This is a genomic window from Paraburkholderia sp. CNPSo 3274 (assembly GCF_024206475.1).
Classification (GTDB): Bacteria; Pseudomonadota; Gammaproteobacteria; order Burkholderiales; family Burkholderiaceae; genus Paraburkholderia.
Genome location: NZ_JAMBPR010000048.1, coordinates 1 through 26,610 on the forward strand (window position 1 = coordinate 1; position 26,610 = coordinate 26,610).

Here is a 26,610-nt window from a genome sequence, read left to right on the forward strand (position 1 = left end):
TCCCTCCCCTGCCACCACCCGCTGCACGGTTACAGTTGCGGCCCCAAAATTCCCGCCTGAAGCGCATCCTCGGTACAACGCCGCCGCGACGAAGTGTCGCGATATATATCACATCGCGATATAATTCCTCTTCTTTGGGCGGCGCCGAGCCGTCTGCGCTCCCCATCTGTTCCAAACCGTTCCGAATCGTGTCACGCTTCAAAGTCCTTCGCTGGCTCACCCGCTTCACCCCCTCCAGGGTCACCATCACATGGCGCGAGCGCGTGCGCTCGGGCGGCGGCGCGCTCGTCGGCATCGCACTGACGGGCGCGCTCGCGCACCGGCTGCTCGGCGGCGATCCGAGCATCCCGTACCTGATCGCCCCGATGGGCGCCTCCGCCGTGCTGCTCTTCGGCGTGCCCGCCAGCCCGCTCGCGCAGCCCTGGTCGATCATCGGCGGCAACCTCGTTTCCGCCACCGTGGGCGTAACCGCGGCGATGTGGATACATGACCCCGTGCCAGCCGCCGCCGTGGCCATCGCCGCGGCCATCGTCGCGATGTTTACGCTGCGCTGCGTGCATCCGCCTTCCGGCGCGGTCGCGCTGACCGCTGTGCTGGGCGGCCCGGCCGTGCATGCGCTCGGCTATGAATTCGTGTTCGTGCCCGTCGCGCTGCAGTCGTTCCTGCTGCTCGGCGGCGCGCTCGTCTATCACGCCGCCACGGGGCATCGCTACCCGCACACCGCTCGACGCCCGAGCGTGGCCGGCCCCGTACCCGCGCAAGCCGGTTTCACGCGCGCCGACCTCGAAGCCGTGCTGCGCGAGCGCGACGAAATGCTCGACATCGACACCGACGACCTCGAAGCCGTGCTCCAGGACGCCGAAATCCGCGCCTACGCGCGCAGCTTCGGCGAACTGACCTGCGCGGACGTCATGTCGGCCAATGTGGTAAGCATCACGCCCGCTACGACCGTGGGCGAAGCGCGCTCGCTGCTCAAACGCCACGACGTGAAGGCGCTGCCCGTGGTGGACGCGCATCGTCAGGTGAAGGGCATCGTCACGCGCGCCGACCTCGCCGACGACGGGCGCGAACGGCATCCGCTGCGTCTCATGCTCCATGCGATCGCGCGCATGTTCCGGCCGCACGCCGAGTCCGGCCAGAGCGTCGGCACGCTGATGACCACGCATGTGCTCACCGTCGCGAACACGGCGCCGATCGTCGAACTCGTGCGTATTTTCGCGGGCCGCGGGCACCATCATGTGCCGGTGGTCGATCACGAACGCAGGCTCGCGGGCATCATCACGCAGGCCGATTTGATCTCGGGGCTCTATCACCAGGCGAAGACGCCGCAGCAGGCGCCGGCCTGAGCCGACTAGCGGCCATACACCTGGCCGCGATGCTTATGTGACGGGCGTTTTCGGGCATAAATATCATGTCGTGATATATTAGGAGCCTAAACCGTTCCATGGACTCCCGATGAAAAAAAGCGCGCGCGACCTCGACAAGGTCGACTTTGAGCAGCTGTCCGAATTTCGCTACCAGATGCGCCGCTTCGAGCGCTTCTCGGAGCAGGCCGCGCAGGCCGAGGGCATTACGCCGCTGCAATACCTGCTGCTGCTGCATGTGAAGGGCTACCCCGGCCGCACGTGGGCGACCATCGGCGAGCTGGCCGAGCGTTTGCAGGCGCAGCATCACGGCGTGGTTGCGCTCGTCTCGCGCTGCGAGGCGATCGAGCTCGTCGAGCGCCGCGTGAGCGAGCGCGACCGCCGCCAGGTGGAAGTGCATCTGCTCACCGCTGGCGAAAAACTGCTCGCGCGCCTCGCCGAACTGCATCGCGCCGAGTTGAGATCGCTCGACGGCGCATTCACCATTCCGCATATCGATCTTTAAAGACCATGCACTCCGACGATTCCCACAAGCGCGACTTTTCGGCGAACGCACGGCTGCCCGGCATCAGCGTGCTGGCCGCCGTGATCGGCGCACTGGCCACGCTCGCGGCGTTCGTGCTGCTGAGCCTGATCCACTGGTTCACGAACCTGTTCTTCTTCGGCCAGTTCTCGTTCGCCGACCGCTCGCCGGCGCTCAACACGCTGGGGCCGTGGGTCATCGTCGTGCCGGTGATAGGCGGGCTGATTGTCGGGATAATGGCGCGCTTCGGCTCCGAGAAAATTCGCGGCCACGGCATTCCCGAAGCCATCGAAGCCATTCTCTTCGGCAAGAGCAAGATGTCGCCGAAGGTGGCCGTGCTCAAGCCGCTCTCGTCGGGCATCGTGATCGGCAGCGGCGGCCCTTTCGGCGCGGAAGGCCCGATCATCATGACGGGCGGCGCGCTCGGGTCGCTGCTCGCGCAGTGTGTACGTGTCACGTCCGCCGAGCGCAAGACGTTGCTCGTGGCAGGCGCGGCCGCGGGCATGACCGCCGTATTCGGCACGCCGGTCGCAGCCGTGCTGCTCGCCGTGGAACTGCTGCTGTTCGAATGGCGCCCGCGCAGCTTCCTGCCCGTGGCGCTTGCGTGCGCGGTGGCCGGATTCGCGCGCTCCGTGTTCTTCGGTACGGCGCCGCTCTTCCCCATGCAGACCCTGCCGCCGCACGCCGTGGCGCTCTTTTCATGCATCATCGCCGGGTTGCTGGCGGGCGCGCTCGCGTCCGGGCTTTCGGCGGCGCTCTACAAGGTCGAGGACCTGTTCGGCCATCTGCCGCTGCACTGGTCGTGGTGGCCGGCCATCGGCGGGCTCGTGGTAGGCATTGGCGGCTTCATCGAGCCGCGCGCGCTCGGCGTGGGCTACGACGTGATCGGCGATCTGCTGCATCAGCACATCATTCTTCAGGTCGCCATTGCGATTCTGGTGGTGAAAGCCGTGATCTGGGTCGTGGCGCTCGGCTCCGGCACCTCGGGCGGCGTACTCGCCCCGCTGCTCATGCTCGGCGCGGGGCTCGGCTCGGTGCTGAGCCACGTGCTGCCCGGCAGCGACCCGGCGCTGTGGCCGCTCGTGTGCATGGCGGCGACGCTCGGCGCCACGCTCGGCGCCCCCCTCACGGCCATCGTGTTCGCGTTCGGCCTCACGCACGACACCAATGCGCTGCTGCCGCTTCTCACGGCCACGCTGGTCGCGCACGGCTTCGCGACGGTCGTCATGAAGCGCTCGATCATGACCGAAAAGATCGCGCGCCGCGGTTATCACATCTATCGCGAGTACGGCGTCGATCCGCTCGAGCGCCATTACGTCGATGAAGTGATGACGCGCAATGTCGATACGATCGACGCGAACGTCACCGTGCGCCAAGCCCTCGACCGCTATTTTGGCTCGACTCAGCAGCGCCGCGCATTCCCGGTGCTGCGCGACGGCGCGGTGCTCGGTGTGGTGGATCGCGCGATGCTCGACGCCGTGCGCGCGAGCGCCGCGACCGAAGAACTCGACACGCCGCTCGGCTCGTTGCTCGCGCAACGTTCCCCCGACATGGCGCTGCCCGCGGAGACCTGCCGGCAGATTGCCACGCGTCTCGCGATTCACGGGCTCGAACGCCTGCCCGTGGTGGCCGACCGCGAATCGCGGCGGCTCGTGGGCATCGTCTCGCGCAGCGACCTCGTCAAGCTCTCACTCTCGCACTTCGAGGAAGAGCACAAGAAGGAGCGCTTCCGCCGCATTCCCATGGGCACTAGCAAGCGGCGCTTTCCGCCGGTGCGCAAGGCTGGGTGATGGAAAGGAGACGGCGCCCCGTCTACTGATGCAGCGCCAACCCCTTCACGGCCTTATCCACCGCGTTCTTCGGGCCGTATAGCGCGATTCCCACCAGATCGGGATTCTCCGGGTCCTCGGCGCGAAATACCTCGCGGTTCGCCGCGTCGTGCCCCGTCGAAAACATGGCGCGCACGTAAGGCACGATCGTGAGTTCACGCGACACGCCGCGCCGCAGCGCCGCCTGCAACCCCCCGACATCCGCGCCATAGATCATCATCGGCTGGCCCAGCATCCTGCCGTAACGTTGCCCGCGCGCGTCTTCGTAGGGCTCGCCAAGCGCTTCGGGCACCGCCGCCGCAATGCCCGTTGCGAGAAACGCGGTCACATTGAGCTTCTGCCAGACCGCGAGGGTTTCCCGCACGACCAGCGCGACTTTCGTATCGAACATGCTGCCTCCTTTTTCGAGGCAGTCATGATCTGCGAGACGCGGCTGCAAGTCTGGAACGTTTGTGCACGGCGGCGGCGGCCGGAAACCGCACGCCTCAGTGCAGATGCCGCAGCTTGTCCGGATTGCGCATCACGTAAATGGCCGTGACCTTGCCACCTTCGATCTCCAGCGCGGTGGTTTGCAACTCGCCATCCGCCTCGCGCGTGACGAAACCGGGCAGCCCGTTGATGAAACCCGCACGCACGAAAGTCGAGCCATTCTTGCGAAACAGGTCGGCTAGCTGAGCGTGCAGCTTCATCACACTCTCGAAGCCGAACACCGGGTGGCCAATCGCCGGGCGCTTGCCGCCACCGTCCGCATGCAGGCTCACGTCGTCGGCGAGCATCGCGCCCAGCGCGCTCATGTCGCCGCTGCGCGACGCCGCGAAGAACGCCTGCGCCAGTTCGAGGCCGCGCGCTTTCTCCACATGAAAACGCGGGCGCGCTTCTCTCACGTGAGCACGGGCGCGCGCCGCGAGCTGGCGGCATGCGGCGCTCTCGCGCCCGATCGTGGCCGCGACTTCGTCGAACTCCAGCCCGAACACGTCGTGCAGCAGGAACGCCGCGCGCTCCAGCGGCGAAAGGCGTTCGAGCGCGAGCATGAGCGGCAGCGTGACGTCCTCCTGCTCGTCCTCTTCGACGACCGGGTCGGGCAGCCACGGACCGACATACGTTTCGCGCTGATGCCGCGCCGACTTGAGCTGGTCGAGGCACATGCGCATCACCATGCGGCGCAGGAAGGCCTCCGGCACGCGCACGTCGTCGCGCTCCACGTCCGCCCAGCGGATGAACGCGTCCTGCACGATGTCCTCGGCGTCGGCAACCGAGCCGAGCATGCGGTACGCCACGCGGATCAGCTTGCGTCGCAGCGGATCGAAACTCGCCGCGGCGTCCCTCAGGCCCGGGTCCGTCATGCGGCGACCATCTTTTTGGCCATGGCTTTGGCCGCCGCCGGATCGACCCACAGGCCGAAGCCGACCGCAAGGCGGTTCCAGCCGTTGATCACATTGATCATCAGCGTGAGCTTCACCTGCTCCTCCTCGGTAAAGTGGCCGGTGAGCGCCGCGCGCGCCGCTTCCAGCGCATGACCTTCGGAAAGGCGCGTGAGGGCCTCGGTCCAGCCGAGCGCCGCGCGTTCGCGGTCGGTGTAGCACGGGGCTTCTTTCCACGCGGAAAGCAGATAGAGACGCTGTTCGGTCTCGCCTTCCTCGCGTGCGTGGGCGGTATGCATGTTAAGACAATTCGCGCAGCCGTTGATTTGCGACGCGCGCACCTCCACTAGCGCAATGAGGCTCGGCTCGAGGCTCCCGGACACGGCGAGCGAGGCGGCCATCCAGGACTTCATCAGGGTCGGGGCGGCGGCGAACAGGTCGAGCTTGGCAGTCATGGTTTCATCTCCTTTCGGTTGGGTTGCCATGACATGACGAGACAGCCTGGGCCGCGTGTGACATTGGGTCGAAAAAAGTCTGGCCGCGGATTTGGGCCGCCTCGACCGGTATCACGGCCGGAGGCGGCGAATCACGCTGCATCACTCTTTGCCGGACTGCGCTGCGGCTTGCTCGATCAGCTTCGCAACTTCCGCCGGATGCGACATGTAGACCACGTGGCTCGAGTGGATCTCGACCGTCTTGCTGCCAGCGCGCTGCGTCATGAAGCGTTCCAGATCAGGATTGATCGCGCGGTCCGCAGTCGCCACGACGGCCCAGCTCGGCTTCGTTCTCCACGCGGCGTGAGTGATCGGAACGCCGAACGATTGCGCGGCGGGCGTCACCTGCGAGATGGCCATGAAGCGGGCCTCCGAGGCGGGCAAGTCGGCGGCGAAATCCTCGTGGAAATTAGCCGGATCAATGTACAGGTGGCCGTCGGCAGTGGCCTTGATCGCCTGGGTGGCCGGCGGCGTCTTTTTAGCCAGTTCGAGCGGCGATTCTCCCGTGTCTGGCTGGAACGCGGCCACGTAGACGAGACCCGCGACCTTGTCGTCGTTGCCTGCCTCGGTCACGACCGCGCCACCGTAGCTGTGGCCGACGAGGATGCTCGGGCCGTCCTGTGCATCGATAACACGGGTCGTCGCCTTCACGTCGTCGTCGAACGAAGTTTCCGGCTCTTGCACCACGGAGACTTTGTAGCCGTCGCGCGCGAGGATCTTCGACACGGCCTGCCAGCCCGATCCATCGGCGAAGTATCCGTGCACGAGCACGATGTTTTTGACCGGCGCGGCCGTGGCGGCCTGCGCGCCGAGCGCGGCGGCGGAAAGGGCAACGGCGGCGGCAATGCGGGTTACGTATGAGGAAATCTTCATTTTGATGCTCCGGGGAGTGGGTGACTGGGAACTCGACAGGATCTGGCCTGTTCGATGTAGCCATCCTACTAGTAGGATGGCTAAGGTGCAAGAAAAATTTCGTGGCTGGCAATTGCTGCCCACTCCGCATAAACTGACGGACATTCAACCGACTAGATGGTAGGTAACATGACGGTAAGTGGAGAACTGACGGCCGACAGGATCATTGCAGCGGGACGGCAACTCATCATGCGGCGCGGCTACAACGGGTTTAGTTATGCCGACATCGCGGATGCGATCGACATTCGCAAGGCCAGCATTCACCACCATTTCCCCGCCAAGACAGATCTCGTGGTCGCCGTGCTGAACGCGTGGCAGGAAGCGCTCGACGCCGATGTGGCGGCGCTGGAGGCGAGCGGCGCTGACGCCATCGCACAACTGCGCGCCTACATCGGCCATTGGGAGCGCTGCATTGCGGACGACACGGCTCCGTTCTGTGTCGCGGGCATGCTGGGCGCCGAGCTCCCTTCGCTGCCCGAAGAAGTGGCTCAAGGGGTGAAGACGTTCTTCGATCACCTGACTGCGTGGCTTGAACGGGTGCTCGAGTCCGGCGTGAAGGGCGACCTCATCAAACTGGATTCGTCGGTTCACGCCGAAGCGGCCACGCTCGTCTCGCTGGTCTACGGCGCCATGCTCGCTGCGCGGGCGTATGCGAACGTCGAACTGTTCAAGCAGGTGACCGGGGGCGCGGTCGAAAGACTGGTGAAGCCTCGCAAACGCACGCGTCAGGCGATCGAGTAGCCGCCGTCGGCGACCAGAGCGTGGCCCGAAACGTAGCTCGAGTCGTCGGACGCGAGGAACGCCACGATCGTCGCCATCTCCTGCGCCGAGCCCCAGCGGCCGGCCGGCGTGCCGGCGGCGAACTGCTGCTGCACTTCGGCCGATGGCCAGATGCCGCGATGATGGAACGGCGTCTCGATCAATCCCGGGCACAGTGCGTTCACGCGGATGCCTTTGCGGAACCATTCGATCGACGCCGTTTTGGTCATGCCGACTACCGCGTGCTTGCTGGCGATATACACCGACGCGTTCCCGAAGCCGATCAGCCCGCCCATTGAGGCGTTGTTGATGATGCTGCCCGCCCCTTGCTCGAGCATGACCTGCGCTTCGTATTTCATCGAGTTCAGCACGCCGCGCACGTTCAGCTCGAAGACCATGTCGAACCTTTCGGAGTCCTGTTCGATGAGCGGTGCAAATACGCCCTCGGTTCCCGCATTGTTGAAGGCGATGTCAAGGCGCCCATAGGTCTGCACCGTGTAGTCGACGAGACGCTTGATGTCGGCTTCTTTCGAAACGTCCGCCGCGAAGGCCGACGCTTCACCACCCTCGGCCGAAATTTGCTGCGCGAGCTGGTCGAGTTCGTCCTTGCGGCGAGCCGCCACGACGACCTTTACGCCGCGCCGGGCGAGTTCGACAGCCGAAGCGCGGCCGATACCGGAGCTTGCGCCGGTCACGAGCGCAATCTTGCCTTCGATCTGCCGCTGTGTATTGATCATGTTCATGATGTCGTCCTTTGTTCCAGTGGATATTGCGCAGGGTCTGGCGCGCTGTTCACGGCTACCTTGCCTCACGCCTGGAACGAAGTATGGATATTCGGCGCTCGAAGATGAATGGAATAATCGCGCATTCACAATTCCTCATTTGGGAATTTTCCACGACAATGACTCATCACTCTCAGTGCAGCAACAATCATGCTCAATCGCCTTGATCTCCTGAGGATCTTCCTGGCCGCCTCGTCGTGTACAAACTTTCGCGAAGCCGCCGCGCGACTCGGCGTTTCGCCGCAAGTGGTCACGCGCGCGGTGCGCGAGCTCGAGGAGCAACTGAGGGAACCCCTGTTCCACCGGAATACGCGACGCGTGCAGATCACGACGTTCGGCCAGGCGTTCGTCGCACGCGCTCAGGCTGCATTAGCCGGCGTCGACGGTCTGTTCGGCCAGGCGACCATGAGCGACGACGCAATGGGCGTTGTGCGCATTACCGCGCCGTCAGCCCTGGGTCGCTACTACGTACAGCCGATCCTGATGGAATTGATGGCCCGTCATCCCGGTCTGATTGGCGACCTCAGACTCTCGGACGCCCCCTCGGCCGTCGTGGACGAGCAGATCGACATAGGCGTGCGTGTGGGCGCAATTGGCGACAACCGGTTTGTCGCACGCGCTATCGGGCCACTGCCGGTATGGACTGTCGCCTCACCTGCATTGATCGAGCGGGTAGGAGAACCAGGGAATCTGAAGGACCTCGAAGCGCTGCCTGTGACGTGCCTGATCGACCCCGCAAGCGGTCGTCCGTGGCCATGGATGTTCCGCGGAGAACGTCACTTCCAGCCTGCTGCGCCCGCATTCGTAACCAATGACACTTCTGTGGAAGTCGAAGCGGCGTGCGCGGGAATTGGCTTCAGCCAATGTACCGAATATCTGATTCGGCCTTACGTTCAGCGAGGTCAACTCGTCCGGCTTCTGCCCCGCCTCGATCCCGAGCCCTGGAAGCTCTACGTTTATCGTCCCCAACGCGGCCCGGTATCGAGGCGAATTCGTGTCGTATTCGACGAGCTGGTCGCCAGACTTCCCGTGGCAACGTTGCGTGAGTAGCTGGCGCGCGCTCTGAAGAGCGAACGTCGGTTCAACACGAAAGCGAATACTGAAACCAGACTAGACATGCGTCGCCAGCAGTCTGATCCCGGCGATCCCGAACACGACGGCCAGGCATCCTTCCAGCGCGCGACGGGTCCGCACGTACATCCTGCGAGCCGAATCCGTCGAAAAGAGAACGGCATAACCGCCGAACACCAGGCATCCGATGGCCGCACAGCCTGCGATTACGGCACCATGGGCAGATCCCGTGCCGTTCGACGAAAGCGCGACAATGGAAACCCACACGAGGATCGCTTTTGGATTGGTGAGATGGAGCGTCGCGCCGCGGACGTAGACGCTCGTCAATGTCGGTGCTCGTTCCACCTTCTCGACCGAGGCGGCGGCGGTCGAAAGCGCATTGCGTCCGGATTTGAAGGCGAGCCACAAGAGATATAGACCACCAAAGATCTTGATTGCGATGATGAACTGGGACCAGGCGATCAGGGCAGCCGACACGCCTAGCGTGGCCACCGTCGCCCAAAACATCGATCCCGAGATGACACCGAGTGCGAACATCATCGCCGCTTTACGGCCGTGACTGGCCGCGATGGACAAGATTGCAAGGTTGCTCGGCCCGGGACTCGCGGTGCCGACGAAATACGCTGCATAGGCAAGCAGCAGGTTGGTCGAGAAGAACGCGCTTCCAGTCATGATGGGAAGAGGTTGAATAGATCGCTAGTCAAAGAACGAAGCGCTTGCCTACCGCCGACGGTGCGACTCGATCCTTGAACCGTGTCGCCAGTACGCCGATTGCCCGCCAGCCGGTGCAATGCGCGGGGGTGATCAGTGCAAGATTGAACGGTTCCAGCGCTTCGACAGTGTCCGGAATAATGCTTTCCGTTGCACCTGACAAATGGAAGCCGCCCAGCACCCCGTAGATCGGCACGTCAGGGAAGCGATTGCCCGCATGAGTCAATACGTTGATGAGACCTGCGTGTGAACAGGCTGTAAACACAAACAAACCCTTATTAGCGATATGCACGGCAACATATCGTTCATCCACGAGCGTTTCGTCCAATTCCCGTTCACCGTCAGCGCCAAGCCTGTGCTGGCCGGGCATGCCGCGCTCGAAGCTTGTCACACGCGGGATTTCTCCGCTGACGTAGAAGGATTTCGACAGAACCGATGCTCAACTCTCGTGATCACGAGTTCTGCACCGTTACCGGCAAGCACCTGCTGGCCCGGAATGTCCTCCATCGGCATCACGCGGCCCTGTGGATTCCTGACCGCTCGCGATGCGAACATCTCTGGATGCATATAGGTTGGGACAGGCTTTCCACCGTTTGCCAGCGTAATCATCTGCAATGCCCGTGGCATTGCAGCGGCGTGATCCCAATGCCCATGTGAAAGCACCATCGCGCCGACCTTGCCGAGGTCGAGGCCGAGCCTGACGACGTTACGTTCGAATACCCACTCGTCGGGCCCCGTGTCGAACAGAAGCGAGCGCGAGGTGTCGCCAGTTCGGGCGGTAATCAAACAGGACAAGCCGTGAGCGGCGCAACAAAGACATCCTCTACGAAGCCATTTCATCCCGCGCCGCCAGGCTCCGGCAACCTCCGTTTCCACGTACGGTGGATTCGATGAAATGATGTCGGTAACGTTATCGACGATGACCGTAATCTCCAGGCTGTCGATTGACTCAATCATCTCTGCACTCCTTAGTGCTGGTCAGTCCCGCAGCAAACCTTCCGCCAGCAGTGCTTCCCTGACCTGCGGGCGACTAGCCGCGCGTTGCTGAAACGCGGTAATAGCGGGCAGCCGCGATAAATCCACGCCCACGTGCCTTGCCCAGTTTGTCACTGTGAAAAGATAGGCGTCGGCTACCGAGAATTGCTCTCCCAGCAACCATGGCTGGTGCGTCAGGGATTGCTCCACTACTGCATAATATTTGAAGCCTCGCGTGCAACGATATGCGACGCAAGCGAGCATGCTCCCGGCGAGTAATAAAGCTTCATGTTCGATCCTGACAACGAGTTAAAACAATAACCGACGGCGCTGCAGCCGAGCACGCTCTAGCGCGTTCTACTCGGGGGAAGGCGGATTCAAAAGCTTGCTCAACGGCTTCAGTGGGCCTATTGGGAAGAGCGAGAATGTCATTAAGTGCACTTTCCCCAAGGGAAGTGCCTCAAGCATTTCATGCGCTTGATTGACATCCGTAACGTTCAGGATGAACGCCACTCCGGCCCGGTCTTGCAGTGAATACCACTGGTCGATCTTGCCCTCGAGGTAGAGCTGCGCCGTCTCGCGAACTTCGGTCGGAAGAGTGTGTTGAACAAGTTGCATGTCCGTGCCCGGCGGAAAAGTGCCAATCGCCAAAATCTTCGTGGTTGGCGTGGTTGGCATCGGAGTGGTTTGCGACATGGAAACTCCAGCAAAAGCGACCAGCACAGCGGCTATGGTCAAATTAAGAAGAAGGCGTTTCATTCAGCGTCCCGTTACGGTGGTGTGAGCCGCTGATGCTCCGGCCCAATGGCTGGTGCCAAGGTATCATCGCTAGTCGCAAGCGGCTATTCATCACATTGTTGACGGGCCATGAAGCAGAACTTCACAGTCAGACAAGGCGCGCTGGACGGCGTGGAGGTGTTCCTGCGCGTTGCCCAGCATCGCAGTTTTCGCAAGGCGGCCGCGGAGCTCGGTGTGACGCCCTCGGCTATCAGCCAGACGGTGCGTGTACTCGAAGCGCGCATTGGCGCGGCGCTCTTCATCCGCAACTCGCGCAGTGTCGGCTTGACCGAAGCCGGCGAAAAGTTTTTCGTGCGCGCCAAGCCCGCCTTCGAGGAACTGGTCGCCGCCAGTGAGGTGGCGCGTGGACTCGGCCAGCGGCCGGCTGGATTGCTGCGTCTCTCGGCGCCACGCGCGGTGATCCCCACTCTGCTGGAGCTGGTCACATCGTTCTGCCGGGCTTATCCCGAGGTCGAGGTGGAGCTTGCTGCGAGCAAGGAGGTGACCGACCTTGCGGCCGAAGGATTCGATGCCGCTGTCCGGCAGGGGCATCTCGTTGCTCCCGATATGGTCGCGGTGCCGATGACGCCGCCATTTCGTCTCATCGTCGTCGGCAGCCCTGCCTACTTCGCCGGGTTAAGCCCGCCCACTCACCCGAACGACCTGCGCCAGCATGCATGCTTGCGATGGCGGCGGTCCAACGGCGCGCTCGCGCTATGGTCATTCAACGACAGCGACCAAGCGATCGAGATCGCCGTATCCGGCCCCCTCATCGCCAGTGACTTTCCCACCGTGCTTGGCGCTGCGATAGAAGGCCTGGGTCTCGCCCAGGTACCAGAGCCTCTGGCCGCTGTTGGATTGAGATCGGGTGAACTGATCGAGGTGCTGGACGCCTACGCGCAGGTAAGGCCGGGGGTGTTTCTCTGCTATCCAGGCCGCCGGCAGATCATGCCGAAACTGCGCGCGTTCATCGATCATATGAAGAGCCGCACGGCGAGCGATGGAAAAGTCCGCGTCCAGGCTGACGCGAAACGCGCAGGGTCGCGAAAAGGAGGCTGATACCCCCAACGCTAACAAACATCCCCCCGCCAAAGCCCCCCACGCCGCACAGCACGAAGCCCCCGCACCATCGTCCTACAATGTCGCAGTCGCCACACGTCGCCACGACATCACCGGCGCAAACCTCACTTTCCCAGGAGCAGACGATGCCAAAGATGCACGTAGTGCAGGTAGCAAAACCGGGCGCCCCTCTCGAACTGGTCGAGCGCGATATTCCCGAGCCGCCCGAGGGACACGTCCTCGTCAAGGTGCAGGCCTGCGGAATCTGCCATAGCGATTCGCTCACGAAAGAAGGCCAGTGGCCCGGCCTGCAGTTTCCTCGCGTCCCCGGCCACGAGATCGCAGGCGTGATCGAAAAGCTTGGCGCGCGCGTCGACGAATGGAAGGTCGGGCAGCGCATCGGCGTGGGCTGGCACGGCGGCCACTGCGGCCATTGCGAACACTGCCGCCATGGCGACTTCGTGCTCTGCAAGAACGGCCAGATTCCCGGCATCAGCTACGACGGCGGCTATGCCGATTACATGGTGGCGCCGCAGGAAGCGCTCGCGCGCATGCCCGACGACCTCTCCGACGTCGACGCCGCGCCGCTCCTGTGCGCCGGCATCACGACCTTCAACGCGCTGCGCCACAGCGGCGCACACGCGGGCGATGTCGTGGCGATTCTCGGCATTGGCGGTCTCGGCCATCTAGGCGTGCAGTACGCCCGCAAAATGGGCTTCGTCACCGTGGCCATCGCGCGCGGGCAGGACAAGGCGCCGCTCGCGAAGCAGCTCGGCGCGCATCACTACATCGACAGCGCCTCGCAGGACGTTGCGCAAGCCTTGCTCGCGCTGGGCGGCGCGCGCGTGATCCTCGCCACGGCCACGAGCGGAAAAGCCATGAGCGCTGCGCTGGGCGGCCTTGGGCTGAACGGCAAGCTGATCATGATCGGCGTGTCGCAGGAGCCCGTGGAAGTGCCGATCACGCAGTTCATCATGGGCCGCCACTCGTTGCAGGGCTGGCCCTCGGGCACCGCCGCGGATTCTCAGGAGACCCTGGCATTCAGCGCGCTCTCGGGCGTGAAGCCGATGATCGAGGAATATCCGCTGTCGCGCGCGGCTGAAGCCTATGAGCGGATGATGAGCGGCAAAGCGCGCTTTCGCGTCGTGCTCAAGCCTGGCGCCTGACGGGCATCGAGGCGAAGTGCGGTGCTGCGAGGGCGGCACCGCATCGGCTTGGCGCTACTGTCCCGCCTGCGGCCCGGCTTCGTCCTTCGCGAGGCCGGTCTCGTCGACATAGCGATCGACAGCACTGCTTACGGTCGGATCGAAGCGGTCGGCGCCGATATCATCGAGCAAATCGAAGCGCTTGAGCTTGTCGCGCACCGGGTCCTTCATCTCCGCGAAATGCAGCGCGATGCCGCGCTCGCGCAACGCGTGGGTCAGTTCGCGCAGCATGTCGGCGGACGTGACGTCCACACTCGTCACGGGCTCCGCCGCCACAACGACCCGGCGTACCGTCGTGGGCGACGCTTCCACCGCCTCCATCAGGCGCTGCTGAAACAGTTCGGCATTCGCGAAGAACAACGGCGCGTCCCAGCGAAACAGCACGAGTCCCGGCGTGCGCACGGCTGCGGGATAGCGCTCGATGTCGTGATAGCCGCGCGACCCTTCCACGCGGCCGAGCACCGCGAAATGGGGCCGCCAGCCGTCCCAGAGGAATTCGATCACGGCGATCAAGACGGCGAGGCCGATGCCGGGAATCGCCCCGAAGACCGCGACTGCCGCGAAGCAACCGATCGAAAGCCAGAACTCCCACTGCTGAATACGGTAGATGCGTTTGAGATCCGCGATTTCGAACAGTCCGAGCGCGGCGGCGATCACCACGGCGGCGAGTGCGCTATTGGGCAAATAGCGCAACAAATTGGGCGCGACCATGAGCAGCGCCGCCACGGCGAGCGCACCCACTACGCCGGTTAGCTGCGTGCGGGCGCCCGCGGCTTCGGCAACCGGCGTGCGCGAGGCGCTGCTGCTGATCGGAAAGCCCTGGAACAAGCCGGCCGCGAAGTTCGCCACGCCGAGGCCCACCATCTCCTGGTTCGGGTCGACGCGCGCATGAAAGCGCGCCGCATAGGTGCGCGAGAGCACGCTCGTATCGGCGAAGGCGATCAACGCGACGGCCGCACCGCCGAGGACGATCTTGACCAGGTCCGCGTTGGCGACCCACGGCAGCGAAAGGCCAGGCAACCCCTGGGGAATCGTGCCCAGCACTTTCACGCCCATGCTGTCGAGATGGAAGAGACTGACCGAGACCGTGGCCACGATCACGGCGATCAGGATGCCGGGCACTTTATCGAAGCGCTTGAGCACCAGGATCAGTGCGAGGCTTCCTGCGCCCACGGCAAAGCTGTACCAGTTGGCCTGGCCGTGCGCGACAGCCTGAACGAGGCTAAGCAGGTCTCTCATCGGGCCCTGCTCGTCGATGGAGATGGCGAAGAGCTTCGGCAACTGGCTAACGAGCACGGCTAGCGCAATGCCGTTCATGTAGCCGTATCGAATGGGCTTGGACAGAAGCTCCGTGATGAAGCCGAGGCGCAACAGCCCCATGACGACGCAGACGAGACCGGAAACGATCGCCATCATGCTCGCCACGCCGATGGCGCGTACGGGGTCGCCGCCCGCTACCTCCACCACCACGGCGAGTATGGGCGCGGCAAGCGCGGAGTCGGGGCCAAGCACGAGAATGCGGCTGGGCCCGAAAATGGCGTAGGCCAGCAGCGGAATGATCGTGGCATACAGACCATAGACACCGGGCACGCCGGACGCCGCCGCGTAGGCAATGCCGACCGGCACGAGCATGGTGGTCAGCACCAGTCCCGCAGCGAGATCGTTGAGCAACCAGGCGCTTTGATAAGTCTTGAACAACGTGACCCCAGGCAGCCAGCGCAGCCAACGCCGGCTTGCGGTTGCACTGGCGGGCTGTGCGTGGGGGGAGGCAGGTCTTTCCATTTCCATTGGCCGGTTAATTGTCGTGAGAATGCTGGCGCTGGGAATCGCGGAGCCGGCGGTGTGCGCTAAAAAGAATAGTTGAAACATGCGTGTCACAAAAGGCGCGCTCGACTGTCTTGACGTTGGAATGCAGAGCGCAGATTCGGGCCGGCCTCCCGCACTTTTTCGGGCATCGCCCCCAACCGCTGCGCCAACTGAGTGCGCCGTGTCGCCCCCCGCACTGCTGCGGTGCACAATGCGTTGTGCGCCGCGTTTCTGCACGGCGCGCCCCAAACCCCATCCGGCACGGCTTTGCGGCCAACGGACAAACTGGCACGCACCTTGCTGAACACTCATGCGTGCCCAGCGATGGCGCGCAATGCACCGATTAACCGTCGAAGACATCATGCCGACGACCACCGAATCCCCATGCTGCGCGTATTGCTCGTAACCGATACCGACAAACCTATTGGCGACCTGCGCGACGCGCTCGCCAAGCTCGGCTATGACATGCTCGCCGAGCCCGCGACGCCGCAGGCGCTGCATCGCGTCGTCGAGCGCGAGCGGCCCGACGTCATCATCATCGACACCGAGTCGCCCTCGCGCGACACGCTCGAACAGCTCGCGGTGATGAACGCCACCGCGCCGCGCCCGGTGCTGATGTTCAGCCACGACGCCAACCAGCAGCTCATCCGCTCGGCCGTGAACGCGGGTGTGACCGCCTATCTCGTGGAAGGGCTCGCAAGCGAGCGCCTTGCGCCGATCCTCGAAGTCGCGCTCGCGCGCTTTGCACAGGAAGCGCAGTTGCGCGAGCGTCTTACGCAGGCCGAGAACGAACTCGCAGAGCGCAAGCTGATCGACCGCGCGAAGCGCGTTCTGATGGAGCAACAGAAGCTGACCGAACCCGCCGCCTACGCGGCACTGCGCAAGCGCGCGATGAACCAGAGCGTGAAGCTCGCCGAGGTCGCCCGCCAGATCGTCGCGCTCGCGCAAGCGCAGGAACGACACGAATGAGCAGGAACGATGCGCCGCCCATGAACGCCACCACCACCCTCGCCGCGCCCGAGAAAACCCATCTGAAGATCGGCTTCGTGCCGCTCGCCGACGCCGCGCCGCTCGTCGCTGCGAAGCTGCTGGAGTTCGGCCACGCGCACGGCCTCACGCTCGAACTCTCGCGCCAGCCCTCGTGGGCCGCGCTGCGCGACAAGCTGCTCTCCGGCGAACTCGACGCCGCGCATTCGCTTTACGGGCTGGTGTATGGCGTGCAGCTCGGCCTGGGCGGCCCGCAGACCGACATGGCCGTGCTCATGGTGCTCAACCGCAACGGCCAGGCAATCTCGCTTTCGAACCGTCTCGCGGATGCGCTCGCCGAACACGGGTCGCTGCCGCGCGCGCTCGCGACGCTTGCGCGCAAGCCCGTGTTCGCGCAGACCTTTCCCACGGGCACGCACGCGATGTGGCTGTACTACTGGCTCGCTTCGCAAGGCGTACATCCGCTGCGCGACATCGAGAGCGTGGTGATACCGCCGCCGCAGATGGTGGCCGCGCTCGCAGAAGATCGCCTCGACGGCCTGTGCGTGGGCGAGCCGTGGCCAGGGCTCGCGCAGCAGCGCGGCGTGGGACGCACGATCATCGCGAGCGGGGCGATCTGGCCGGATCATCCCGAGAAGGTGCTCGCCTGCCGGCACGATTTCGTGGCGCGCCATCCGAACACCGCGCGCGCGCTCGTGCAGACGATGCTCGAAGCGTGCCGCTGGCTGGACGGCGAAGGCAATCGGCGAGAGATTGCGCAGTGGCTCGCGCGCCCGGAGATGCTGGGTGTGGACGCCGCGCTGATCGCGGCGCGGCTCGAAGCGGACACGGCATCACGCGCGCCGGGCATGAAGTTCTTCGAGGAAGGTCGCGTGAACTATCCGCACGAATCCGAGGGCGTGTGGTTTCTTACGCAGTTCGAACGATGGGGCATGCTCGCACGCCGAAGCGACTATCGCGAGATCGCGGGCGGCTTGAACCAGACGGCGCTGTATGGGCAAGCGGCGGAGGCTATGGGAATTGCGCTGCCGGGTGAGACGGCCACCGCGCCGTTCGTCGATGGACGCGTTTGGGACGGAGAAGACGCGGTGGGGTATGTGGAGGGGTTCGGTATCAAGGCGTAAGCGCGGCTGGCCGCGCTCAGCCTTTTACTTCACGACGACCTGCGTATGCCCCACGACAGGCGGCTTCTCGAAGTACGGGCCGACGAGGCGCCGCCATTCCTGAAAGTCATCCGACTCGCGAAAGTGCACCATGTGATCCTCGACGGTATCCCACTGCACGACGAGCACATACTGGTTCGGCTCTTCCACGCCGCGCTGCAATTCCACGCTGCGGCAGCCGCGCGCGCGGTGAAAGAGCGGCAGCGCCTGCGCCACGCTTGCCTCGAATTCGGCGTTCTTGCCTGCGCTCACCGTGATATGCGCCATCTCGTAGACCATCCTGTTCTCCTTGTGAATTGCGTTGATTCGCTACTGCAGTCAGTGTGTGTTCAGGCGTGCGATCACTTCGTCCGCGATCGCGAGCGATGCCGTCAGCCCCGGCGACTCGATGCCGTAGAGGTTCACGAGCCCGCTCACACCGTGCTCGCGCGCGTCCTGGATCACGAAGTCGCCGCCGTGCTTGCCCTCGGCCAGTTTCGGGCGAATGCCAGCATAACCCGGTTGCAGCGCGTCGTCAGGCAGCGCGGGCCAGTATGTGCGAATCGCCTCGTAGAATTTCGCCGCGCGGCCCGGATCGACGGTGTAGTCGATCGTGTGGATCCACTCCACGTCGGGACCGAAGCGCGCCTGGCGGCCAAGGTCGATCGTCAGATGGACGCCCAGGCCCCCTTCCTCCGGCACCGGATAGATGAGCCGCGAAAACGGCGCCGCGCCCGTAAGCGAGTAGTAGTTGCCCTTCGCGTAGCGCCCCGGCGGGATCGATTGCGCCGGCAGGCCTTCGATGCAAGCCGCTACCTGCTGCGCGTAAAGGCCCGCGCTGTTCACCACGCGCGTGGCGAGCAATTCCATCGGCTCGTCGCCGCCCACCTTGAGGAGCATCGGCTGGCCCGGCCGCACCAGGCCGCCTGTGACCGGCGAGCAAAACGCGAGCATGCCGGCCGCCGCTTCGAAGTCGCCCTGCAGCGCGAGCATCAAACCGTGGCTGTCGACAATGCCCGTGGAGGGTGATTCGAGCGCCGCCACGCAATCGAGCGCGGGTTCCCGTGCACGCGCCTCGCTGCGGTCGAGCCAGCGCAGGTCGTCCACGCCATTGGCGGCTGCCGCCGCGCGAATCGCGCGCAACGCGTCGAGTTGTCCTTCGTGCGTCGCGACGATGAACTTGCCGCAACGGCTGTACTCCACGCCCTTCTCTTCGCAATATGCGTAGAGCTTGTGCTTGCCGTGCACACACAACCGCGCCTTGAGCGAGCCTTGCGGGTAATAAATGCCCGCATGTATCACTTCGCTGTTGCGCGAGCTGGTGCCCGTGCCGATGGCGTTCTGAGCCTCGACGACGACGGTTTCCCAGCCCTGCTGCGCGCACGCGCGCGCAATCGCGAGACCGACCACGCCCGCGCCGATCACGACGCAATCCACCGTATCCGTCATGAAACTTCCTTTCTCGTCACGCGAGTGCTGTTTCGACTCACGCTATTTTGCCCAATTCGCTCGCCTTTCGTGAAAGGACGCACACCATGAAAAAAACGCCGCCCGATCAGTCGATCGGGCGGCGTCAAACAACTGCCGGAGATGATCAAGCTAGAGGTGCATTAGAAGTGCGTATGCAGGCCCACACGCGCAACCGCCTGGCTCTGACCGCTCGAAGCGCCATCCGAGGAGTTCATACCATTGATCTGCGCAAGACCGCCCGAACTGGCGCGCTGGTACACGCCCAGCACGTAGACGCTGGTGCGCTTGGAAAGCGCGTAATCGACGATCGCCGCGACCTGGTGCGCGTGATTGTTGTCGACCACTTCGTTGCCCTTCATGTACATGTACGACGCGCCAGCGCTGAGTGCAGGCGTGAAGTAGTAGTGCGCGCCCACCGAGCCCTGATACACCGAGCCGCCGTTGGCCGAGTTATGCACCGTGGTAAAGAGGGCGTTCGTGATCCAGCCGCCGAGACGGTAGTGGGCGCCGATGCCCCAGTTACGCACGCTCACGTCGCCTTCGCCCGTCACGACAGTCTTGAGGTTCGTATAGGCCGCGTTCACGCCGAAATCATGCGCCGAGTAGTTCAGTGCGAAGCTCGTGCCGTTGCCCGTGCCGATCGAACCGGCCACGCCACCGAAGCTGTACATCGCGCCCGCGCTGAAACCGCCGAACGTTGGCGACAGATACTTCACGGAGTTGTTGACGGTCTCGCCAGCCATGCGGTCCCAGTCGAACGCACCGGTCGGGTTGTTCGGCAGCGCGAGCTTCTGGAACGGACCCGCGCGGAAATCGTAGAAGTGGCCCGAGAGCTCCGCCGGATCGTCGCCGGCGAAATACAGCGAGTCCGTCATGAAGTCATACTGATTGCCGAGCGTGAGCTTACCCAGCTTGTCGTTGCTCAGACCCAGGATCGATGTACGGCTGAAGAGGCTCTTGTTCGGCATGAACGCGCCGTTGTCCACCTGGAACTGGTTGACGAGCTGGAAAAAGGCCTTCGTGCCGCCGCCCAGGTCTTCCGTACCGATCATGCCCCAGAGGTTCGGGCCATTCACGCCGTCGTCCATCTTGACGTTGTGCTTGCCGCCCTGGTTGCTCACGTAGGTAATGCCCGTGTCCATCATGCCGTAGAGCGTGACACTGCTTTGCGCGAACGCCGGCGCAGCGCATGCCATCGCGCCGATGGCCCCCGTAATCGCCAATGCAATCTTTTTGTACTGCTTATGATTCTGCATTCTCCAAGTCTCCTGTTTTGAACAAACCTGTTTATTCGAGCATCGAAGGTTAGCGCTCTCGCCGCCCCGAGATCCGGCGAGCCGCAAGCAAGCGCGCGGCATGTGGGGCCACGCGGGTCAAACACGCTCGAGTGGGCGAAGCGCCCGCTCGAACGCAAAAGCGATTCAGGAAATCAAGCGTCCACGCAAACGCTCAGACCGCGTCGGGCACCTTGCGCGTCTTCAGGAACGCTTCGAGGGTTTCGCCACGCATGCTCGCGTACATGCCGAGATTCGTGATCTTCACTACGCGCGCGAACTTCTCGAGCACGAAGAAGCACACGCCGTATTGAATGAGGCCGAGCCAGTCCGTTGCGTCGACGAGCGCGCGCTCCTCGATGGTGAGCGCGGCTGCGTCGTAGGCGGCCTTGCGGTCACTCAGCCACAGTTCGCGCGCTTGTTGCAGGCGCATTTCCCAGAAGAAACGATTCAGGCGCATGGCCTTCATGCTCTGGCGAATGTCGAAGGGGTAGGTGCCCGTCAGTTCCTCGATGCCAACCAGTTGCGGATTCATTGCTGGCCCTCTTCTTCGTACACCGTGACCGCCATCGCCGTGCTGGTCGCGAGATAGTAATTGCGATGGACTTCGCGGATCTTGCCGCCCAGCGCCCCGCGCATGGCGAGCCACATGATCGTCTCCACGCTTTCCGCGCCGCCAAGGCGCACGTAGTCCACGTGCTTCATGCGTGCCAGGCGTTCCGGATCGTTCACGATCAGGTCGAGGAACTCCATGTCCCATTCGGTGTTGTTGTAGCCGCTGCGCTCGCCGTGCACCTGGTGCGAAAGCCCGCCCGTGCCGACCACCACCACATCGAGATCTTGCTCGAACGATTCGATCGCACGGCGCAGCGCCTGGCCGATCCGGTAGCAGCGGTTAGCCGTGGGCAGCGGATACTGGAGCACGTTCACCTGGATCGGCACCAGCGCCGCGGGCCAACCGCCTTCGTGCGGCAGCATGAGCGAAAGCGGCGAGTTGCAGCCGTGGTCGAGCGGTTTGTCCTGGAAGATCGTGAGATCGAACTCGTCGTTTACGAGTTGCTCGGCAATATGGATCGCGAGATCGGGGTGGCCCGCGATGTCCGGCAGCGCCCGCTTGCCCGCGCCTTCGTCGGCGAACTCGTGATTGGCGGAAACGCCCAGCGCGAACGTCGGGTAGCAGTCGAAGAAGAAGCTGTTGGCGTGGTCGTTGTAGAACATCACCAGCGCGTCCGGCTTGCGCTCGGCAAGCCACCGCGCCACCGGTTCGTACCCCTGGAAGAGCGGCGCCCACGCGGGTTCGTTCTGCTTGCCCTTGTCGTATGCCATGCCGATTGTCGGCACGTGCGATGTGCCGATGCCGCCCACTATTCTTGCCATGATCTTGCCCTCTGCTGCTGTTCATGCGGCGCACTCGTGCCGCGCTGGACCGGATACGTCGGCAGATGCCTTCGGTCCATCAATTGGGATACGAAATTACAAAAACGCCGCCCAAACCGTAAGCAAGGGTTAACCACGATTTTTTCCATTTCCCTCATAAATTCAGGGCTTCTGAGCGCTTTCGCACACTCGGTCGATCGCGCAAACCCGCGCGCCGCAACGGTTTTTGGTATCCTGAAACACCGTTGCAGGAAGTGCGGCAGATCCGCCCCGGCAACCCCCTCATAAACGAAACAGATATCAAAAGAACGAACTCGCAAGGGCCGCGCGCGCCATCCGCCGCGCGCCTCGCCAGTTGCGATTCACGCATGACATGAACGGGACGACCCAGCAAACCATCGTGCAGGCGCTGCGCACGCGCATCCTCTCCGGCGAACTCGAACCCGGCGAGCGGCTCGTCGAGGCCCAGCTCGCCGAGCGACTCGGCATTTCGCGCACGCCGCTGCGCTATGCGCTGAGTGTGCTCGCCACCGAAGGCCTCGTCGAGCGCTCCGGCGCGCGCGGCTATACCGTGCGGCGCTTTTCGGTGACCGACGTGCTCAACGCCATCGACGTGCGCGGCGTGCTCGAAGGGCTCGCCGCACGAACGGTCGCCGAGCGCGGCGTGGACGCGGCGCTCGCGCGCGCGCTCGAAGACTGCCTGCGCGAAGGCGACGCGATTTTCGCGGCCGGCGTGCTCGATAGCGAAGCGGAAACGCGCTACGCCGCGATGAACGGCCGCTTCCACGCACTGATTGTGGAAGCGGCGCACAATCTCGCGGTGAGCGCAGCGCTCGGGCTCAACGACAAGATTCCATTTGTCTCGCCGGGCACGGTGGTGTTCGACAAGGCGGCTCAGCAGCGCCAGTTCATGATGCTCTCGTATGCACACCGCCAGCATCACGCCATTGTCGGCGCGCTCGTGAACGGCGAAGGCGCACGCGTCGAGGCGCTGATGAAAGAGCACACGCATATTTCGAAGGAGAGCCTCAATCTCTCGGTCGACCGGCTGCATCTGAGCGCGGTCGGCGACGCCGCCGCCGCAGTTGCCACGATTGCCACGGCTGCCGCATGAGACACGGTACGTATCCCACCCAAAACGACATGATCGAGCCGTGAGCCAGCCAGAACTCCTGAACCTTGCGCATCTGCGCGCTTTTCGCCTCGTTGCCGACACGGGCAGCGCGACGCGTGCCGCTTCGGCCCTCTATCGCGCGCAATCGGCCGTCACGCGTTCGGTGCAGGAACTGGAGACGGCGCTGGGCGCGCCGCTCTTCGAGCGCAAGCCTTCGGGCATGCTGCCCACGGCCGTGGGCCGCGTAGTGCTCGAGCGCTGCGCGCGCATTTTTTGCGAACTGGAAGAACTCGCGCAGTGGTGCGCCGCGCGCCAGGCGCGCCGGCGCGCGTTGAGCGAAGGCACACTGCCCGCGTATCTGCTCAACACGCGGCGGCTGCAGCTATTCGTCGCCCTGGCGCGGCACCGCCATATGCCGAGCACGGCCAATGCATTCGGCATCAGCCAGCCCGCTGTGAGCAGCGCCATGCGCGTGCTCGAAAGCGGCTCGGGCGTCACGCTCTTCCATCGAGGGCCGCGCGGCGTGCTGCTCACGGCCGAGGGCGAGACCTTCCTGTTGCACGTGCGGCGCGCGCTCAACGAACTGCGCCACGTGCCCGACGATATCGCGGCGCTGCACGGCAATATCCAGGGCGCGGTGACGGTGGGCGCGCTGCCTTTGGGCCGCACGCTGATTCTGCCGGCCGCCATCGCGCGCCTTTCCGCGCAGCATCCGGGCGTGCGCGTGGTGACCGACGAAAGCGCTTATGAACTGCTCGTGGCAGGCCTGCGCGCAGGCGACGTGGACTTCGTGCTCGGCGCGCTGCGCGAGAACGACGCGGCAAGCGGCCTTGGCAACGAACGATTGATGTCGGAGGACATGGTCGTGCTCGCGCGGCGTGACCATCCGCTCGCGAAAAAGCACGGCCTCGCGCTGAACGATCTGCGTGACGCACAGTGGATTCTTTCGCGCACGCATTCGCCCTCGCGCGGACTGCTCGAAGCGCAGTTCCGCCGCGTGAAGCTCAAGCCGCCCCTGCCCACAGTCGAGACCGCCGATCTCGCCGTGATTCGCGGGCTGCTGCTCGGCACGGACATGATCACTGCGCTCTCGGCGCAGCAGCTGCACTACGAAATCGAGTCTGGCCAGTTGGTGATTCTCGACGTGCCGCTGCAGCACACGCGCCGCGATATCGGGCTTACGCTGCGCGCGCAGGGCTCACCCTCGCCCGCGGCACGCGCGCTGATCGACGCGATCCGGCTCGCAGTGATGGATGTTGCGCCCGCAACGCGCGTGGTGGAGGGACGGCGCGCAGGTTGAGCGTGGTGCGGCCCAATCAGTGCTTCCGAAGAACTGCCGAAGATCGAGTTCTTGCACCGTGAACCCAGATCCGTTGACGTCATTCGGGTCGCGCAGATGCGCGCATCGATTGCGCCACTCGTCGACTCAACACGGACAATGCCAGGGTTTACCTCGATCAATATATGCGAAGCGCAAGCCGTAATACTTGATTCTTACATCGAGGCTGGCCCGTTGGAGATGAAAACGCTAACGTTTGCGCAGAGACTACGGGTAGACGGAAACCACGAACTCACTTTCTGGGGTAATTGCGCTCGCGTCACGCTCGCAGCTTTTGTCGGCATGCTGGCGGGATGCGGAAATCCGGTTTCAGACTCGGATATCCAGTTCGTCACGGCCGCAATGCCAGCGCAGTTCGAGGCGTTCCGCATGTACGGCGCAGTCCCCTTTCGCGACGGCTCACCCGGTTTGTCCGCTCATGCTCCAGCCCGGCTCCAACAGGGCTGCGAGGCGGTCGTTCGTTCGGCAAGAGGCAATTTTCGTGAGTCAGTGGTCCTGGATAGCGAATCGGCTGAGTACTTCGAACTCGATGTCTCTCGTACGCCTGACGGATGGGTTGTGACAACTGACAGCCTTGCCGCACCGAGCGGCAACTCTGTAGGGCTTCGCACCCAGTTCACGAACTGCCTTACTGCAATAAAGGACAAGCTTCGGGCAGAGCCGGAACCGATACGGTGAGCCATGGCGTCCATGTTCTATGTAACGCGCCCCGCATGGCGAACAGGTAGCCTCCGTCCACAAGCAGCGCTATGCCCGTTATGAAAGCGCTATCGTTGGAAGCGAGATAGCGCGCGGCCGATCAGTCGAACTTGACCAGATCCTGGAAAATAAGCCGGGCCCACTCGTCGCCCCGTGCCTGAACGAGGAGGCCGCCCTCGCCGAGCTTCCCGAGTTCGACCGGCGCGAACCCGAGCCGGTCGACGAGGGCCGACACGGAGGCGCTAGCCGCGTCGTCGTCGCTAGAGACGAACACGACCCGCCGGCCGCCATGCGGCGTCGTTGGCCCCTGCGCCAGAGTGGCTGCGGGGAGGTGGTTGAAGGCCTTCACCAGCTTCGCGCCCGGAAACGCCTTTGCAACGGCCGCGCTCGAAGGCAACCCGTCCAACTCCCTCACAGGGACGCTGTACGCGTTCATTGCGTCGATCACGATCTTCCCCTGCCAGCTTTCGGCGGCCCGTGCGACGTCCTCGTGATTACCGAAGGGCACAGCCAGGATGACAACGTCAGCCTTGATCGCGTCCTCGATCCGCTGCGGAACGAGCGACCGCCCAATCTGCGCTGCGAGCGCATCGACCGGCCGCCTGCCCGCCACGGCTACTTTGATGCCCTGATGGGCGAATGCCTGCGCGATGGCCGTGCCGATCTTGCCAAGCCCGATGATTGCGTAGCTCATTGAACTCTCCATTAGTCATCCTCAATAAGAGAAAAGTCAGTTTGGCGGACGGTGTGCCTCAGGCCTCAGACCTGGCCGATGCCACCGTCATTCATCAAATCCGCGCCCGTCATATAGGAACTCTGCCCGGAGGCGAGAAAGAGCGCCGCGCTCGCCATCTCCTCGGCCCGGGCGAGTCGACCGAGCGGGACCATGCTCTGGTACATGCTCACCAGATCCTCGCGCGTCACCGACTGGGCGTCGAGAATCGGCGTGTCGGTGACGCCAGGGCTGAGCATGTTGACGCGAATGCCGCGATCCTTGAATTCGGCGGCCCAGGTGCGGGCATAGGAACGCAGCGCGGCCTTGGTCGCCGCGTAGGCGGTGTGCCCTGGAATGCCCATCACGTGAATGGCCGAAGAAACCAGGACGATCGATCCTCCCGCTGTCATCATCGGTAGCAGCTTCTGCACCAGAAATACGGGGCCGCGCGCCATGAGGTTGAAGGCCTTGTCGAAATGCGCTGGCGTGATGGTCTCGATCGTAGCCTGCTCGGTAAAGCCCGCGTTCGAGACGATGATATCGACGACACGCTTTTCGTCCCTGACTGCCGCAGCGACGCGGTCGAGGTCATCGAGATCCGCGGCGTCGGCCTGGATAGCGGTGACGTTGCGTCCGATCAGTTTGACGGCCTCGTCAAGCTGACCTTGCCGACGGCCGAAGATAAAGACGTGAGCGCCTTCGGCGACGAAGCGCTGCGCGATCGCCAGGCCGATACCCGTCGTTCCGCCGCTAATAACGGCAATCTTGCCTGAGAGAGTGGACATTGAAACCTCCTGCCTGCGGGTGAACGGAATTGACATCGTAATTGCCGCCCCCGCGAATGATAATCAGCGGAGTTATCATG

Annotated in this window: 29 protein-coding genes; 11 read left to right on the forward strand and 18 right to left on the reverse strand. The window is 63.9% G+C overall.

The window, feature by feature from the left end; all coding sequences use genetic code 11:
* The first annotated feature begins 188 nt into the window (after window positions 1-188).
* The 3 genes from M3I54_RS28235 to M3I54_RS28245 all read left to right on the forward strand — a co-directional run bounded on the left by M3I54_RS28235 (window position 189) and on the right by M3I54_RS28245 (window position 3,677).
* Window positions 189-1,346: an HPP family protein gene (locus M3I54_RS28235; RefSeq protein ID WP_254341958.1), complete on the forward strand. Its 1,158-nt coding sequence runs from the start codon at window positions 189-191 to the stop codon at window positions 1,344-1,346.
* A gap of 109 nt (window positions 1,347-1,455) precedes the next feature.
* Window positions 1,456-1,869: a MarR family winged helix-turn-helix transcriptional regulator gene (locus M3I54_RS28240; RefSeq protein ID WP_254341959.1), complete on the forward strand. Its 414-nt coding sequence runs from the start codon at window positions 1,456-1,458 to the stop codon at window positions 1,867-1,869.
* Window positions 1,870-1,874: 5 nt separating this feature from the next.
* Complete coding sequence (locus tag M3I54_RS28245) at window positions 1,875-3,677, forward strand: chloride channel protein (protein WP_254341960.1); 1,803 nt, start codon at window positions 1,875-1,877, stop codon at window positions 3,675-3,677.
* A 22-nt stretch (window positions 3,678-3,699) separates the two neighbouring features.
* Here the strand turns inward: M3I54_RS28245 and M3I54_RS28250 are convergent, their stop codons facing one another.
* From M3I54_RS28250 to M3I54_RS28265, 4 genes are all read right to left on the reverse strand, one after another.
* Window positions 3,700-4,107, reverse strand: a complete 408-nt coding sequence (locus tag M3I54_RS28250) for a DUF2000 domain-containing protein (RefSeq protein WP_254341961.1) — start codon at window positions 4,105-4,107, stop codon at window positions 3,700-3,702.
* Between the two features lie 94 nt (window positions 4,108-4,201).
* Window positions 4,202-5,059, reverse strand: a complete 858-nt coding sequence (locus M3I54_RS28255) for a sigma-70 family RNA polymerase sigma factor (protein ID WP_254341962.1) — start codon at window positions 5,057-5,059, stop codon at window positions 4,202-4,204.
* Window positions 5,056-5,532 carry a carboxymuconolactone decarboxylase family protein gene (locus M3I54_RS28260; protein ID WP_254341963.1) on the reverse strand — a complete coding sequence of 159 codons (477 nt, stop codon included), beginning with the start codon at window positions 5,530-5,532 and terminating at the stop codon, window positions 5,056-5,058. Before M3I54_RS28260 ends, M3I54_RS28255 begins: the two co-directional genes overlap by 4 nt.
* A gap of 141 nt (window positions 5,533-5,673) precedes the next feature.
* Window positions 5,674-6,444 (reverse strand): alpha/beta hydrolase, encoded by a 771-nt coding sequence (locus M3I54_RS28265; RefSeq protein WP_254341964.1) that lies wholly within the window; start codon window positions 6,442-6,444, stop codon window positions 5,674-5,676.
* A gap of 168 nt (window positions 6,445-6,612) precedes the next feature.
* Here M3I54_RS28265 and M3I54_RS28270 point away from each other — a divergent pair, with 168 nt between their 5' ends.
* Window positions 6,613-7,224 (forward strand): TetR/AcrR family transcriptional regulator, encoded by a 612-nt coding sequence (locus M3I54_RS28270; RefSeq protein ID WP_254341965.1) that lies wholly within the window; start codon window positions 6,613-6,615, stop codon window positions 7,222-7,224.
* Here the strand turns inward: M3I54_RS28270 and M3I54_RS28275 are convergent.
* Complete coding sequence (locus M3I54_RS28275) at window positions 7,209-7,985, reverse strand: SDR family NAD(P)-dependent oxidoreductase (RefSeq protein WP_254341966.1); 777 nt, start codon at window positions 7,983-7,985, stop codon at window positions 7,209-7,211. The genes M3I54_RS28270 and M3I54_RS28275 overlap by 16 nt on opposite strands.
* 189 nt (window positions 7,986-8,174) lie before the next feature.
* Here M3I54_RS28275 and M3I54_RS28280 point away from each other — a divergent pair, with 189 nt between their 5' ends.
* The gene (locus M3I54_RS28280; protein WP_254341967.1) at window positions 8,175-9,074 is read left to right on the forward strand and encodes a LysR family transcriptional regulator; all 900 of its coding nucleotides are present in this window, start codon (window positions 8,175-8,177) and stop codon (window positions 9,072-9,074) included.
* 60 nt (window positions 9,075-9,134) lie between these two features.
* Here M3I54_RS28280 and M3I54_RS28285 read toward each other — a convergent pair whose 3' ends face one another.
* From M3I54_RS28285 to M3I54_RS28305, 5 genes are all read right to left on the reverse strand, one after another.
* Window positions 9,135-9,767, reverse strand: a complete 633-nt coding sequence (locus tag M3I54_RS28285; protein WP_254341968.1) for a LysE family translocator — start codon at window positions 9,765-9,767, stop codon at window positions 9,135-9,137.
* A 28-nt stretch (window positions 9,768-9,795) separates the two neighbouring features.
* Entirely contained in the window at window positions 9,796-10,197 is a 402-nt protein-coding gene (locus M3I54_RS28290) for an MBL fold metallo-hydrolase (protein WP_254341969.1), read from the reverse strand.
* A complete protein-coding gene (locus M3I54_RS28295) occupies window positions 10,194-10,763 on the reverse strand; it encodes an MBL fold metallo-hydrolase (RefSeq protein ID WP_254341970.1) in 570 nt (189 codons plus the stop codon). Before M3I54_RS28295 ends, M3I54_RS28290 begins: the two co-directional genes overlap by 4 nt.
* Window positions 10,764-10,784: 21 nt before the next feature.
* A complete protein-coding gene (locus M3I54_RS28300; protein ID WP_254341971.1) occupies window positions 10,785-11,045 on the reverse strand; it encodes a glutathione binding-like protein in 261 nt (86 codons plus the stop codon).
* Between the two features lie 93 nt (window positions 11,046-11,138).
* Complete coding sequence (locus M3I54_RS28305; RefSeq protein WP_254341972.1) at window positions 11,139-11,540, reverse strand: hypothetical protein; 402 nt, start codon at window positions 11,538-11,540, stop codon at window positions 11,139-11,141.
* 108 nt (window positions 11,541-11,648) lie between these two features.
* On the opposite strand from M3I54_RS28305, the gene M3I54_RS28310 reads away from it, so the two are divergent.
* Together M3I54_RS28310 and M3I54_RS28315 are read left to right on the forward strand one after the other, a co-directional pair.
* Window positions 11,649-12,617: a LysR family transcriptional regulator gene (locus M3I54_RS28310; RefSeq protein WP_254341973.1), complete on the forward strand. Its 969-nt coding sequence runs from the start codon at window positions 11,649-11,651 to the stop codon at window positions 12,615-12,617.
* A 146-nt stretch (window positions 12,618-12,763) separates the two neighbouring features.
* Entirely contained in the window at window positions 12,764-13,783 is a 1,020-nt protein-coding gene (locus tag M3I54_RS28315; RefSeq protein WP_254341974.1) for an alcohol dehydrogenase, read from the forward strand.
* Window positions 13,784-13,837: 54 nt separating this feature from the next.
* Here the strand turns inward: M3I54_RS28315 and M3I54_RS28320 are convergent, their stop codons facing one another.
* Window positions 13,838-15,604 (reverse strand): SulP family inorganic anion transporter, encoded by a 1,767-nt coding sequence (locus tag M3I54_RS28320; RefSeq protein ID WP_254341975.1) that lies wholly within the window; start codon window positions 15,602-15,604, stop codon window positions 13,838-13,840.
* A gap of 408 nt (window positions 15,605-16,012) precedes the next feature.
* Here M3I54_RS28320 and M3I54_RS28325 point away from each other — a divergent pair, with 408 nt between their 5' ends.
* Together M3I54_RS28325 and M3I54_RS28330 are read left to right on the forward strand one after the other, a co-directional pair.
* A complete protein-coding gene (locus tag M3I54_RS28325; protein WP_254341976.1) occupies window positions 16,013-16,597 on the forward strand; it encodes an ANTAR domain-containing response regulator in 585 nt (194 codons plus the stop codon).
* Entirely contained in the window at window positions 16,594-17,739 is a 1,146-nt protein-coding gene (locus tag M3I54_RS28330) for a CmpA/NrtA family ABC transporter substrate-binding protein (RefSeq protein WP_254341977.1), read from the forward strand. The genes M3I54_RS28325 and M3I54_RS28330 overlap by 4 nt, the downstream gene beginning before the upstream one ends.
* Before the next feature lie 24 nt (window positions 17,740-17,763).
* Here the strand turns inward: M3I54_RS28330 and M3I54_RS28335 are convergent, their stop codons facing one another.
* The 5 genes from M3I54_RS28335 to M3I54_RS28355 form a co-directional block, all read right to left on the reverse strand.
* Entirely contained in the window at window positions 17,764-18,057 is a 294-nt protein-coding gene (locus M3I54_RS28335) for an antibiotic biosynthesis monooxygenase (protein WP_254341978.1), read from the reverse strand.
* 39 nt (window positions 18,058-18,096) lie between these two features.
* Window positions 18,097-19,206 carry an NAD(P)/FAD-dependent oxidoreductase gene (locus tag M3I54_RS28340; RefSeq protein ID WP_254341979.1) on the reverse strand — a complete coding sequence of 370 codons (1,110 nt, stop codon included), beginning with the start codon at window positions 19,204-19,206 and terminating at the stop codon, window positions 18,097-18,099.
* 161 nt (window positions 19,207-19,367) lie between these two features.
* Window positions 19,368-20,483, reverse strand: coding sequence for a porin (locus tag M3I54_RS28345; protein WP_375542221.1), 1,116 nt, complete (start codon window positions 20,481-20,483; stop codon window positions 19,368-19,370).
* Between the two features lie 193 nt (window positions 20,484-20,676).
* Entirely contained in the window at window positions 20,677-21,036 is a 360-nt protein-coding gene (locus tag M3I54_RS28350; protein WP_254341980.1) for a protocatechuate 3,4-dioxygenase, read from the reverse strand.
* Window positions 21,033-21,878: a gallate dioxygenase gene (locus M3I54_RS28355; RefSeq protein WP_254341981.1), complete on the reverse strand. Its 846-nt coding sequence runs from the start codon at window positions 21,876-21,878 to the stop codon at window positions 21,033-21,035. Before M3I54_RS28355 ends, M3I54_RS28350 begins: the two co-directional genes overlap by 4 nt.
* A gap of 373 nt (window positions 21,879-22,251) precedes the next feature.
* Between M3I54_RS28355 and M3I54_RS28360 the strand changes: the two genes are divergently transcribed.
* Both M3I54_RS28360 and M3I54_RS28365 read left to right on the forward strand, forming a co-directional pair.
* Complete coding sequence (locus M3I54_RS28360; RefSeq protein WP_254341982.1) at window positions 22,252-22,992, forward strand: GntR family transcriptional regulator; 741 nt, start codon at window positions 22,252-22,254, stop codon at window positions 22,990-22,992.
* 40 nt (window positions 22,993-23,032) lie between these two features.
* Window positions 23,033-24,292 carry a LysR family transcriptional regulator gene (locus tag M3I54_RS28365; RefSeq protein ID WP_254341983.1) on the forward strand — a complete coding sequence of 420 codons (1,260 nt, stop codon included), beginning with the start codon at window positions 23,033-23,035 and terminating at the stop codon, window positions 24,290-24,292.
* An 838-nt stretch (window positions 24,293-25,130) separates the two neighbouring features.
* Here the strand turns inward: M3I54_RS28365 and M3I54_RS28370 are convergent.
* A complete protein-coding gene (locus tag M3I54_RS28370) occupies window positions 25,131-25,724 on the reverse strand; it encodes an NADPH-dependent F420 reductase (protein WP_254341984.1) in 594 nt (197 codons plus the stop codon).
* Window positions 25,725-25,789: 65 nt separating this feature from the next.
* Window positions 25,790-26,530, reverse strand: a complete 741-nt coding sequence (locus tag M3I54_RS28375) for an SDR family NAD(P)-dependent oxidoreductase (RefSeq protein ID WP_254342015.1) — start codon at window positions 26,528-26,530, stop codon at window positions 25,790-25,792.
* Between the last annotated feature and the right edge of the window lie 80 nt (window positions 26,531-26,610).